The sequence below is a fragment of the Microcystis aeruginosa FD4 genome (genome assembly GCF_009792235.1).
Taxonomy (GTDB): Bacteria; Cyanobacteriota; Cyanobacteriia; order Cyanobacteriales; family Microcystaceae; genus Microcystis; species Microcystis viridis.
In genome coordinates this window covers 68,485-80,777 of record NZ_CP046973.1, presented here as the reverse complement: position 1 = coordinate 80,777, position 12,293 = coordinate 68,485, and the positions used below count along the sequence as shown (strand labels likewise).

The window sequence follows — 12,293 nt, the reverse complement described above, 5'->3', positions numbered from 1 at the left end:
GAGCGAGCAAGGGAAACCCGATTATCGATCGTCGATTTGAACCGACCAATCCGGCTCTCCTTGCAATTGTAAAGATTTTGCGGTTTGAAAAAAAGTTTTCGTAGGTTTCCGGTCTTGAGTTTGAATACCTTCAACAATAATTCTATCTGCTGTACCTACTGATAGATCTAAAGATAATTCGAGTTGTATTTCCATACAATCAGATAAACTTTTTACTTTGTGATTCATAATTTCCCGATTATTTTTATCTTTGTTTTTCCTAAGCTTACCTTTCTTTTGGGTTTGTTCGGCATTGAGCCTACTTGCCTCACTTCTCCTAAGCCAAGCACAATTTTCTGGAAAAAATCCTTGGTTTTTATCTAGCCTAGAAAATACCATATTTTTTTCAGGGGGATGACCAACATCTTGTAGGAACCGCTTAAAATCACGCCATGAATCATGAACTTCAACTCCTGGTATATAGTCTTTGGAATTGGGATTTATCACACAGTGAATTATTCGGCTCCAAGCTTTGTAAACTTGTGTTTTTACTAGGCTTTCGCCAGGTTTGGCAGGAGTTTTAATATCGATACGCCCTAGACTAATCCTTTTTTTCGCCGCAGAAAGGCTAATATTTCGAGTCCTAGAGAGATATATTGAAGCTTGTTCTACACTTTCAAAGCGGATGTCATCGATATAGGTGACTTTTTTGTGCGATCCACCGCTGACCCCACCTGTAGAAATATTATATCCATTGGGAACCAAAGTATTTAGTTTTTCGATCCACGCTCTCTCTTTATTCTCAAGAACTTTTTTACAAGTTCCTCGATCTATTTCTCGTATTTCAAAAGTATCCGAACCATGCTCTCGAATCGCGTGGTGTAATGATTCAGCACCTTTGATATGTCCAGCGGAAGCCTGTTCTATAGAATCCATTTGGTATCTTTTATAATGTAGATGCCCTTGCTGAAAAGGTGACGCGAAAACCTTGTCCATTATAGGTTTCAGGGGAGAGAGTCTCTAGCCTGCGCGAGCGGCAATACTTTAGTCGGAACCCCGTTTTGTGAATGCGTCACCGTCTAGTCGTCCCAAAAAATCAATGGAGGAGTCAGCTAAATGTACTCAAGTAGTATGACGGATGAAGAGTGGTCTATCGTAGAACCGCTATTGCCAAAGAAGAAATTGACTTGTCCGCCCAAATGGACAAAACGACAGATTTTAGACGCTATTTTCTATCAACTCAAAAATGGCTGTAATTGGGGTGACCTCCCGAAAGATTTCCCCCCCTACTCCACCGTGTTCTGGCATTATAAACAGTGGAGAAGTCAGGGAATCATCCAAAAAATAAGGGAAGAATTACATCGCCGATTACGACAACAAGAAAAAAAAACTTGTGGACGACTCTAATTACAGCAATTCTCATTTTAAGGTTTCATGACATTAAAACCCTTGCACCTAGAGGGGTTAATAATTCTTAACGAATCTCTAGGTCGCTGAAACAACGCAAAATCGTTTCAAAATGAGAATTGCTGCTCTAATTATGATTGATTCTCAAGCCGTCAAAAATACCTGTAATGCGAGTGTGGAGACGAAAGGATTTTGTTTCTACAAGTGCACCAATGGAATTAAACGTCATCTAGCGACGGATAGTCTTGGTTTTCCCTTTTTCGCTCATTGTACTCCCGCCAACCTATCTGATGACCAAGGATTGATTGAGTTGTTAACTTGAGGTATTGACTATTTCAAGTTAAAACCGTCGGAACTGCCTAAGACGACTATTCTTCTAGATAATGGTTATCATCCTGACAAAATAGAGAAAGAGTTGGTTAAGGTCTATCCAGAGATAATGACTAAAATTCAGTTTGAACTGTCTCCAAAACCGTCAAAAACCGAAAAAGCGGAGAAGGGTTTATCAGGATTCGTACCTGTAAAAACTCGATGGGTGATTGAAAGAAGTAATTCTTGGATGGAACGCTGCAAATCTTTAGTCAAAAATTTTGAGCGTACTTTACAGCACTCCACTACCAAAATTCATCTCTGTTTTCTTCGACTTCTACTACGACGATTAGCTGTATCCTAAGATACCAAATAGGTTCTATAAACTGCGCTGAATTTAAACTGCGTATTGGAACTTTTAGTACAAATGCTCAAACTGCACCAGTCAAGATTTAATGGGTGAAAAGTATGTTAACATCGGTGACTCTTCGGAATTTCAAAAGCTATCAGGAGGCAACCTTGTCTCTAGCACCCATCACCTTTTTAATCGGTGCTAATGCGTCAGGGAAAAGTAATGCACTAGAAGCAATTCGCTTACTTTCGTGGTTAGCGAAAGGCAGCAGGTTAGATGACATTGAACGCAACATTCAAAGCGGGAATGCAATTGCTCGTGGACAAGCGATCGATCTTTTCGGTGCAGAAAAACAGTATTTTACCTTGGCAACACACATTGATAACGCTACTGACGGTTGGACTGATTTTGAGATTGAAATTGGGCTATTATCAGACCAACTTCTTATAATCGGAGAAAGTGTCAGTAAAGCTAGTAAAGATCAGGAATTACCACTTTACAAAATTGATGGCGATCCTAACCCGCATACCGATGAAATTAGTGTGATGTATAACAATTTCAAGCAAGGTAAAAATAAGCCTCACATACCTTGTTCTAACCGACAAGCTATTTTTTATCAATTGGAAACTCCCAGTCGATTTCGGCAAAGTGATACTAAATCACAAAAAATTATTCCAGAAGTTACTAAAGTAATTCGGGAAACCTTGAGGAATATTATCTTTCTTGATCCTCGTCCAGCAGTAATGCGGGGTTATGCTTACGCTAAAGATAATGATATTAAAGAAGATGGGTCTAACCTTTCTAGTGTTCTTTATACAGTTTGTCAGCAGGGAGAGACTCAAAAAACCAAGTTGCTTGACTTCATTCGTTCATTACCAGAGCAGGATATTACCGATATTGACTTTATCATTACAGACCGCAACGATGTTATGGTGAGACTAATAGAGTCTTTTGGGAACAAAAAACATCAGATGGATGCTCCTTTGTTGTCTGATGGTACTCTGAGAGTTTTAGCGATTGCTGCAACTCTACTAAGTGCAAATCCTGGAACTTTCGTAATTATTGAAGAGATCGATAATGGTGTTCATCCCAGTCGTGCAGATAATTTAGTTAAGCAAATTCGGCAGATCGCCTTAGAAAGAAAACTGAGGGTACTGATCACCTCCCATAACCCGGCGTTACTAGATGCAGTACCCGATAGTGATATTGGAAATGTACTTTGTTGTTACCGAGATACGCAAGCAGGAGATAGTCGTATTGTCCGATTAGCTGATTTAGAGCGTTTCCCCGAATTAATTGTGCAGGGAACTCTTGGTCAGTTGATGACTAAACAAGTATTAGATAAGTTCTTAAAGGATAAGTCCACAGCAGAACAACGTCAACAAAATGCGCTAAGTTGGTTAGAGCAATTAAAACAGGGAGAAGTAGCCTGATGGGAGCTATTTGTCTGATCGATACTTCGATCTTTTTAGAGATACTTAATGTCCCCCAAAATGCGAGTCAATCTGAGTTAATATTTCAAGAGTTAAAAGAGAAAATTGAAGCTAAAGAATCTCTTTTTTTGCCAATGGCGACCATTCTGGAAACTGGCAATCATATTGCCCAAAATGGAGATGGCAACCAGCGACGTACTTGTGCAGAAAAATTTGTAGATCAGGTAACAAAAGCTCTTGAAGGAAAATCTCCCTTTACCCCCATTAATTTTCTAAAGAAAGAAGACCTGCAAGGATGGTTAAAAGAGTTTCCTGATCAAGCGATGCGAGGTAGGGGAATGGGAGACCTTTCTATCATTCATGATTGGCAGAAAATTTGTGATCAAAATCTAGGCCGCCGCGTCTATATATGGTCTTTGGACAAACACCTTAAAAGTTACAATCGGCCACCGAAGTTATGAGTAATTCACTACGGATTTACTTCTAATAGTCGATTTGTATTTTAAAAGGTGGAGATTTAATTATTGGACTTCCCCCTTGACAAAAGACCATAACCCGTGCCGTATCTGAATGTGCCGTTACTGGGTACAAATCAAGGAAACCCCTAATAAATATAACGCCTTTTATTGCCCAGGAAAATTACGATTAGGAACTTTTTCTATATATAGCGTTTCCTGTTCGCAAGAGGTACATTGTCGATGGTGAAAAGCTTAATCAGCAAAGGTTTAACTGTGCCACACAGGTGTGAGAAACGCTATAAGTGGGTGGGTGTAATTAAATATAAGATGAACGTAGGTTGGGCTTCGGCCGTGAGCTTTTGCCGAACGGTTGAAGCATGAAACCCAACGCCCGATTATGTTACGAAGTGCGCTAACCCATCCTACAAATAATTGTGCCTACCTACTTACATGACTACCATTTTCGCCTAAACTTCTCCCACTTGTCTATTATAATAAGACTAATAGTTTACTGCTATCTAAACGAAAAAAAAGGAGTGAAAACAATCACTCCTACTGATAATCAGAAGAAAAACTGGCTTAAACCTAGAGAGCGTTTGCCCCCGCTACTACTTCTAACAATTCTTGCGTAATAGCTGCTTGCCGCGCTTTGTTGTAGGTACGGCTTAAAGTCCCAATTAACTCGCTGGCGTTGTCGCTGGCGTTACTCATCGCCGTCATCCGGGCTGCTAATTCACTGGCTGCCGATTCCTGGAGGGCGCGCAGTAATTGGTTATTTAAGTACAAAGGTAGGAGAGAATCGAGAATTTGGACGGGATTCTGCTCAAAAATCATGTCTTGGGGAAAAACCTGCGCCGGTTGGCTGGCCATTTTTTCCCGTTGTACCTTAAATTTTCCCTCTTTAGTCACCAAACGGAAAATTTCGTCATCCTGTACCGCTAAACCTTGGGTAGTTAAAGGTAACAGGGTTTGAATCACCGGAGTGGAACTGATCAGGGAGATAAAACGAGTATAAATTAACTCGACGCGATCGACTGTTTCCGATAAAAATAAGGAAAGCAATTCATCCCCAATCGTGCCAGCTTCATCGGCAGTGGGAATCTGTTCGAGGTTAATAAATTTAGCGGCAATGGGAGCATTCCGGCGCTCGAAATATTGTGCTGCTTTCCGGCCAGCAACAACTAATTGATAGTTAATCCCTTGCTCTTTTAATTCATTCATCCGTTGTTCGGCACGACGAATGACATTAGTATTATAACCGCCACAAAGACCTCGATCGCCTGTCACTACCAACAGAGCCACGGTTTTTACTTCCCGTTGGGCCAGTAGGGGTAAATTAACATCACTAAAGGCTAAACGACCTTGCAGATTATAAAGTACCTGAGCGAGGGCATCGGCAAAAGGACGGGTACAGAGAACTTGTTCTTGGGCGCGACGCACTTTTGCGGCCGCCACCAGACGCATGGCCTCGGTAATTTTTTTGGTATTTTTGACCGATTGAATTTGGTCGCGAATCGCTTTGAGATTAGGCATAATTCAGTTATCAGTTATCAGTTATCAGTTATCAGTTATCAGTCATCAGTCATCAGTCATCAGTTATCAGTTATCAGTCATCAGTTATCAGTCATCAGTCATCAGTTATCAGTTATCAGTTATCAGTTATCAGTTATCAGTTATCAGTTATCAGATGTGAGTTATCAGATGTGAGTTTTTAGTTTACTGTTTACTGTTTACTGTTTACTGTTTACTGATCACTGTTTACTGATCACTGTTTACTGATCACTGTTTACCGATCACTGTTTACTGATCACTGTTTACTGATCACTGATAACTGAAAAGGCTGACAGCTTAAAGCTCACAGAAGTTTACTTGAAAGCCTGTTTGTACTCGTTGATGCCATCTTTGAGCAGGCCTTCTGCTTCGTCGTTGAGTTGTTTTTCAGTGCTGACGATCTCAACGTAGCGAGGTTTGCTGGTTTTCAGGTATTCCCGTAAACCGGTGCAGAAATCGATAACTTTATCGGTGGCGATATCGTCGAGATAACCGTTTAAACCGGCATAAACCACCGCGACCTGTTCCCAAACGGCCAGGGGGAAGTTTTGGGGCTGTTTCAGGATTTGACGCAGACGTTGACCGCGAGCGAGTTGTGCTTGGGTGGCCGCATCAAGGTCGGAAGCGAATTGAGCAAAAGCTTCTAATTCGTCAAACTGGGCTAATTCTAGTTTTAATTTACCAGCAACTTTCTTCATCGCTTTCGTTTGGGCCGCCGAACCCACGCGGGATACGGAAATACCAGCGTTAATTGCGGGACGGAAACCAGCGTTAAAGAGGTCGGTGGAGAGGAAGATCTGACCGTCAGTAATCGAAATTACGTTGGTGGGAATGTAGGCAGAAACGTCACCGGCCTGGGTTTCGATAATCGGCAGGGCGGTCATGCTACCACCACCGAGGGCATCGCTGAGTTTAGCGGCGCGCTCTAGTAAACGGGAGTGGAGATAGAAAACGTCGCCGGGGTAAGCTTCCCGACCGGGAGGACGACGCATAAGCAGGGATAGCTGACGATAAGCTTGAGCCTGTTTGGTGAGGTCATCGTAGATAACTAGGGTCGCTTTGCCTTTATACATGAAGTATTCAGCGATCGAAGCTCCCGTGTAGGGGGCGATATACTGGAGGGTAGCGGGGTCGTTAGCGTTAGCGGCCACCACCACGGTGTAATCCATGGCGCCTCTTTGGGTGAGGGTGTCGATTACTTGGGCGACGGTGGAGGCTTTTTGACCGATGGCGACATAGACACAGATCACGTCTTCGCTTTTCTGGTTAATGATCGTGTCAATGGCGATCGCTGTTTTACCAGTTTTTCTGTCACCGATAATTAACTCCCGTTGACCACGACCGACGGGAATCATGGCATCGATAGCGGTGATGCCAGTTTGCATCGGTTCACAGACGGATTTGCGAGCGACAATACCGGGGGCGGGGGATTCCACCAGACGGGTTTCGCTGGCGAGGATGTCTCCTTTCCCGTCGATGGGACGACCGAGAGCATCAACCACGCGGCCGACTAAGGCGTCACCCACGGGAACCTGAGCGATTTTACCGGTAGCTTTCACCGTACCGCCTTCTTTAATCCCGAAACCGTCACCCATTAACACTGCGCCGACGTTATCTTCTTCGAGGTTAAGGGCGATGCCGACGGTTCCATCTTCAAATTCTAATAGTTCTCCCGACATGGCTTGTTGTAGGCCGTAGATGCGGGCAGTACCGTCACCCACTTGCAGGACGGTTCCCACGTTGGAGACCTGTACTTCTTGGTTATAGGATTCGATCTGTTGACGAATAATTGTACTAATTTCGTCGGGTCTGATAGCTACCATAGTTTAATCTGGGAAAGGGTAAAAAATTAGGAGGTGAAAAAACGGCAAAAAAGGGAGATTAGATGACCTTAGCGCAGGGAAAGGCTGAGGCGTTGTAGTTGACCGCGAATGCTGGCATCAAAGACCTGGGAACCGACTTTGATCACCACACCACCGATGAGGCTGCCATCAACTTTGGTTTTCAGTTCGACCACGTTCGCCCCGGTTAGGGTTTTCACTTTGTCGATGACGATTTGTTTTTGGCTATCGTTCAATTCGGTGGCCGAGGAAACTTCTGCTAAAACCGTGTTAGTCAGCGCTCTGGCTAGGGTGAGATATTGTTGACAAACGGGTTCTAAAAATTGAATCCGACGTTTATCGACTAATAACATCATGAAGTTAGTTAAATAGGGATTGGCACTGCTCCCCATTACTTGGGAAAGAACGGCTTTTTTAGCTTCTTCTTTGATGACGGGATTGCCGATAAAAGCTCTTAGATCGGGAGCATTTTCTAGCAATTCCAAGAGGGATTTAATTTCGCCGCCGATCGCTTCTAATTGTCCGCTGCTTTGGGCGACGGAAAGTAATGCTTGGGCGTAGGGTTCGGCTATTTCTGAACTGATTAAACTTCCCTGCATCTATTTACCTCCTAGGTTGGCCAAACTGCGATCAATTAGGGTTTGTTGTACCGATTCTTCCAGGCCGGTGCTTAATTGGGATTCCACATTAGCTAAGGCTAAAGCGGTAATTCTTTGGCGTAATTCTACTAAAACACGATCCTGTTCCGCCGAGAGATCCTTAGCGGCACTTTCGCGCATTCTTTGAATATCCAGATCGGCTTGGGCGGCGATGTCGGCGGTGACAGTTTTAGCTCTATCTCGAGCGTTATTGATAATTTTTTCCGCCTCTTGTTTTGCCAGGGCGAGTTTTTTCTGTTCTTCGGCGAGGGCGGTAGCGGCAATATTTTTCCGGTTTTCAGCTTCGGCTAAAGCTTCAGCAATCTTCGACTGACGTTCTCCGAGGATTTGTCCGAGAACTTTGCGGCCGTAGAAGATGATTAAACCGAGCAGAATTGAGAGGTTAAATAGGTTAGTTCCTAAGATATCGGTGTTGATGCCGAATCCCTCTGCTGCCGCTTCCTTCGCCTCCGTGGCTAATAATAAAACTGTGTCGATGATCATGATTATTGAGGGCGGGGAGATAGGTTATTCAGTTATCAGTTATCAGTTATCAGTTATCAGTTATCAGTCTTCTAACTCCTGACGACTGAGTTCTATCTTTTTACTGATCACTGTTATTAACCAAGGGCTGGGATTTAGCGAACGAGTTCGGGGCCGAGGAGTTTTTCAAGAATTTGACGGGAAAGAGAGGCCACTTGTCCTTCTAGAGAACGAAAGGCTTCTTCTTTCTGTTGGGCAATTTCGGCGGCGACGGCTTCTTTACGAGCGATCGCTTCTTTTTGGGCTGCGGCAACTCTTTCGCTGGCTAGTTTTTGGGCCTCGGCTTGCGCTTGGGCGATAATCTCTTGGGATTGTTTACGAGCCGAACTTAATTGCAATTCGTACTCTTGTACCAGTGCTTCGGTTTTGGCTAGTTGTTCTTTGGCTCCGCCTTCCGTTTGCCGAATATACTCCGCCCGTTCATCTAAAACTTTACTGAGGGGTTTATAAAAAACGGCGTTCAGGATCACTGCCAAAAGAATAAACTGTAGTGCCATCACTGGCAGGGTGGCATCGAAATCAAACATTGATTTATTCCTGATAAATAGAAGCTATAGACAGGTTCAAAAAAGGAATATGATCCCCCTGCTTTAACAATAAACAGTCAGGGGGAATCACTAAAATTCCCTTAACTAGCTATCAGCCTTCCCTCCCAAAAACTAGATTTTTTAGTTGGCTCCTTCGGCGTTTTTTAGAGTTTTGAAAACTCCCCTGCAAAGCTGCGGACTGGGGGCTGATAGCCGACTGCTTTTTTAATTAGGCGAAGGGGTTAGCGAACAGTAAAACGAGAGCGATAACCAAGCCGTAGATGGTTAAGGATTCCATGAATGCCAAGCTGAGGAGAAGGGTACCACGAATTCTTCCTTCAGCTTCGGGTTGACGGGCGATACCGGAAACAGCTTCTCCAGAAGCAGTACCTTGACCAACACCGGGGCCGATAGCGGCTAAACCAACGGCGAGGGCGGCGGCGATAACGGAAGCGGCAGCTACTGTGGGGTTCATGGTGATTTTTTCCTCTATTTACTAATCAATTTCAATCTGTTGTTTACAGAGCGCGTTCTCAGCCGTAAAAAATGGCTGGTTTTCTGCTCAAAACTCCCGAAAGAGTTTTTGGGAAAGAACGATCCTGGAATTCAGTTGCTCATCCTGAATTCGACCAATAATTTCTTAGTTATTATCCTATTATTTGGACACTTTTCCCTAAGAAATTTTTCTTTTTTCGTCCCTCGCTTTTAAGCGTGTTCTTCTTCGTGTTCCGATTCCAGTGCCTCATGGATATAGGCCCCGGCAAGGGTGGCGAAGACAAGGGCCTGAATAGCGCTGGTAAATAAACCGAGAGCCATCAGGGGTAGGGGTACGACTAGGGGGACAAGGAAGACTAATACGGCTACTACCAACTCATCCGCGAGGATGTTCCCGAAAAGACGGAAGCTGAGGGAGAGGGGTTTGGTAAAGTCTTCTAAAATTTTGATCGGTAATAGCACGGGAATCGGCTCTAGGTAGTGAGCGAAGTAACCGAGTCCTTTTTTACTGATACCCGCGTAGAAGTAAGCGAGGGAAGTCAGTAGGGCTAACGCCACCGTGGTATTGATGTCGTTAGTGGGGGCGGCTAATTCTCCTTCGGGCAGTTCGATTAACTTCCAAGGAATCAAGGCCCCTAACCAGTTAGAAACGAAAATAAATAAAAATAGGGTGCCGATGAAGGGCAACCAGGGTCGATATTCCTTTTCTCCTAGCTGGTTTTTGGCTAAATCGCGCAGAAATTCCAGGACGTACTCCATCAGGTTTTGAATACCGCTAGGAACTTTCTGGATCTTGCGGGTAGCGGCGATCGAGGCGATGATTAAGATAGCGAAGACGATCCAGGAGACCGCGATCACTTGCCCGTGAATTTTTAGTCCGCCGATGTGCCAGTACCAGTGTTGTCCCACTTCCAGGGAAGCGAGGCTATAAAAATTAAGCACACTTAAACTGTCTAACATTTCCACCTTGGGGAGATTCGGGTTCGCAAATCAGGGTTATTTTAACGGCCAAAAGGTTCAGGAATCGGCTTTCTGCTCCAGCTTGAAGATGGTTTGCAGAGTATAGACGATGATCGCCCCTTTATAGGTCAAAAAACCCAAAAAAACTGGCACTATGTGCAGTTCTTGCCAACGACTGGCGATGATGATTAATCCAGCGAATAGGGCTAATCCTTTTTTGCCCACCCGATTTTTCGTTACCCCCAATTTTTCCACTTCCCCGGCTAGGAGTTTTAGGTAAACAACTCCCACCATTGCCCCCAATAGGTAATTAAGGGCGGTATTGAGGGAATAAAACAGCCACACAGGGATAAAGATCAGACCGCTTAAGATCAGGGTGGTGATCAATAAAGTGTTTTGTAGTTGATAGTATTCCCGCATCGGAGCTGACGGCGGGTTGGTTTCTGGGGTTGGGGGAGATTCGATCGATGGGTCAGACAAGGTACACCTAAATCAGCGATAGACTAATCTCAATATCTGGATTGCTTTCCCAGCTATGACGCTCAGGTAAGCCACAAGACATATTATCACGGCAGCGGCAACAATTATTAAGCAATTGTAAATGGCCATGATTTCGTCGGTCGTCGGTCGTTAGGAGTCAGGAGACTCCGAGACTCCGAGACAGTGATCAGTGATCAGTGATCAGTGATCAGTTATCAGTGGCTCTCTTGGGGTTATAGTGATGAGCAAATCTTATCGAAGAAAGGGCGTAGGCTATAGGTCTCTGCCAATCACACAGGTGCAATGTAGGGGCGCAACGTGGTCAGTGAGTTTATCCAACTGCTTGCACCCATAATGTGACACTGTGAACATTTTTCAGCCAATATCCAAGAGAGCTTTTTCAGTTCAGTGATTACTGATTACTGTTTACTGATCACTGAAAAGCTCCCCGCTCCCCCTTTCGCCAGAATTAGTCTCAATCAGGTTTTTTTAAGAGTTTTGCCCCACAGTTTTTACAAAAATTGGCATCTATATCGTGACGGGGTAGACTACAAGCTGGACAAGGATAATCAATTTGATTGCCAGATTTTAATATTTGTTTAGTCAGATCGCTAATTTGCAAGGGAATTAACAAAACTCCCGTTAAAATCATTAAAACTGTCACCATTTTGCCTCCATCAGAAAGGGGAGTTACATCCCCAAATCCTACGGTAGTCATAGTCACAACGGCGAAGTAAAAAGCATCAAAAAATGTCCGATAAACTTGGGGATTAATTGGGTGTTCGATCTGATAAATTAAACCTGCATAGACAAAAATAATCGAAAATAGAGTTAGTAAAATGCGAATAAATACTATCTGATCGGAAGTTTTAATTTGAAAAATAGAAAGATCGGAACCAAAAAAACGAATGACTCGCAAAATTCTAAACCAGCGAAAAATTCTAAAAAATCTAATATCAAAAAAACCAAAAAATAGGGGCAGAATTGATAATAAATCTAGGATAGAAAAAATGTTAAAAACAAAGCCTAGTTTTGATTCCGCACACCAAAACCGAATTAAATACTCTAGGGAAAATAAGCTTAAAATTACCCAATCAAGCTGACGTAACCACATTTGCCAAGTGGCGGATAAGGGATAGGTTTGAGCCACATAAATCCCCAAAGAGAGTAAAATTAATGCTAAGATAAGCAGATTTACCGTCAGTCCGATCGCCGTGGTGACATCCTCTAAATAAAAAGCTATTTTGGCACGAAAAGGGAGCATAAATTCAGCTATCAGTAAACAGTAACCAGTAATCAATGAACTGAAAGCTCACATCT

The 12,293-nt window shown here is 43.5% G+C and carries 15 protein-coding genes; 5 read left to right on the top strand and 10 right to left on the bottom strand.

Annotated elements, in window-relative coordinates:
- Positions 1-21: 21 nt before the first annotated feature.
- Positions 22-915: a hypothetical protein gene (locus GQR42_RS28125; protein ID WP_233271200.1), complete on the bottom strand. Its 894-nt coding sequence runs from the start codon at positions 913-915 to the stop codon at positions 22-24.
- A 180-nt stretch (positions 916-1,095) separates the two neighbouring features.
- Between GQR42_RS28125 and GQR42_RS00355 the strand changes: the two genes are divergently transcribed.
- From GQR42_RS00355 to GQR42_RS00335, 5 genes are all read left to right on the top strand, one after another.
- Positions 1,096-1,386 (top strand): transposase, encoded by a 291-nt coding sequence (locus GQR42_RS00355; RefSeq protein ID WP_199273250.1) that lies wholly within the window; start codon positions 1,096-1,098, stop codon positions 1,384-1,386.
- A 133-nt stretch (positions 1,387-1,519) separates the two neighbouring features.
- A complete protein-coding gene (locus tag GQR42_RS28120; RefSeq protein WP_233271199.1) occupies positions 1,520-1,708 on the top strand; it encodes a hypothetical protein in 189 nt (62 codons plus the stop codon).
- 117 nt (positions 1,709-1,825) lie between these two features.
- Entirely contained in the window at positions 1,826-2,059 is a 234-nt protein-coding gene (locus GQR42_RS28115; RefSeq protein WP_353737490.1) for a hypothetical protein, read from the top strand.
- Positions 2,060-2,163: 104 nt separating this feature from the next.
- Complete coding sequence (locus tag GQR42_RS00340) at positions 2,164-3,480, top strand: AAA family ATPase (RefSeq protein ID WP_158198470.1); 1,317 nt, start codon at positions 2,164-2,166, stop codon at positions 3,478-3,480.
- A complete protein-coding gene (locus GQR42_RS00335; protein WP_158198469.1) occupies positions 3,480-3,941 on the top strand; it encodes a hypothetical protein in 462 nt (153 codons plus the stop codon). Before GQR42_RS00340 ends, GQR42_RS00335 begins: the two co-directional genes overlap by 1 nt.
- Before the next feature lie 582 nt (positions 3,942-4,523).
- On the opposite strand, the gene GQR42_RS00330 is transcribed toward GQR42_RS00335, so the two are convergent.
- The 9 genes from GQR42_RS00330 to GQR42_RS00290 all read right to left on the bottom strand — a co-directional run bounded on the left by GQR42_RS00330 (position 4,524) and on the right by GQR42_RS00290 (position 12,237).
- A complete protein-coding gene (locus GQR42_RS00330; protein ID WP_046663344.1) occupies positions 4,524-5,471 on the bottom strand; it encodes a F0F1 ATP synthase subunit gamma in 948 nt (315 codons plus the stop codon).
- Between the two features lie 332 nt (positions 5,472-5,803).
- Entirely contained in the window at positions 5,804-7,312 is a 1,509-nt protein-coding gene (atpA, locus tag GQR42_RS00325) for a F0F1 ATP synthase subunit alpha (protein ID WP_002793184.1), read from the bottom strand.
- 68 nt (positions 7,313-7,380) lie between these two features.
- The gene (atpH, locus tag GQR42_RS00320; RefSeq protein WP_151695461.1) at positions 7,381-7,929 is read right to left on the bottom strand and encodes an ATP synthase F1 subunit delta; all 549 of its coding nucleotides are present in this window, start codon (positions 7,927-7,929) and stop codon (positions 7,381-7,383) included.
- Positions 7,930-8,472 carry a F0F1 ATP synthase subunit B gene (locus GQR42_RS00315; protein ID WP_158198468.1) on the bottom strand — a complete coding sequence of 181 codons (543 nt, stop codon included), beginning with the start codon at positions 8,470-8,472 and terminating at the stop codon, positions 7,930-7,932.
- A gap of 134 nt (positions 8,473-8,606) precedes the next feature.
- Positions 8,607-9,038, bottom strand: coding sequence for a F0F1 ATP synthase subunit B' (locus tag GQR42_RS00310; protein ID WP_002769600.1), 432 nt, complete (start codon positions 9,036-9,038; stop codon positions 8,607-8,609).
- A 229-nt stretch (positions 9,039-9,267) separates the two neighbouring features.
- Positions 9,268-9,513 carry an ATP synthase F0 subunit C gene (atpE, locus tag GQR42_RS00305; protein ID WP_002740068.1) on the bottom strand — a complete coding sequence of 82 codons (246 nt, stop codon included), beginning with the start codon at positions 9,511-9,513 and terminating at the stop codon, positions 9,268-9,270.
- A 230-nt stretch (positions 9,514-9,743) separates the two neighbouring features.
- Positions 9,744-10,493 (bottom strand): F0F1 ATP synthase subunit A, encoded by a 750-nt coding sequence (gene atpB, locus GQR42_RS00300; protein WP_002739857.1) that lies wholly within the window; start codon positions 10,491-10,493, stop codon positions 9,744-9,746.
- 57 nt (positions 10,494-10,550) lie between these two features.
- Positions 10,551-10,913, bottom strand: a complete 363-nt coding sequence (locus tag GQR42_RS00295; protein ID WP_002739749.1) for an ATP synthase subunit I — start codon at positions 10,911-10,913, stop codon at positions 10,551-10,553.
- A 535-nt stretch (positions 10,914-11,448) separates the two neighbouring features.
- On the bottom strand, positions 11,449-12,237 hold the full coding sequence (locus GQR42_RS00290; protein ID WP_158198467.1) for an ion transporter: 789 nt from the start codon (positions 12,235-12,237) through the stop codon (positions 11,449-11,451).
- Between the last annotated feature and the right edge of the window lie 56 nt (positions 12,238-12,293).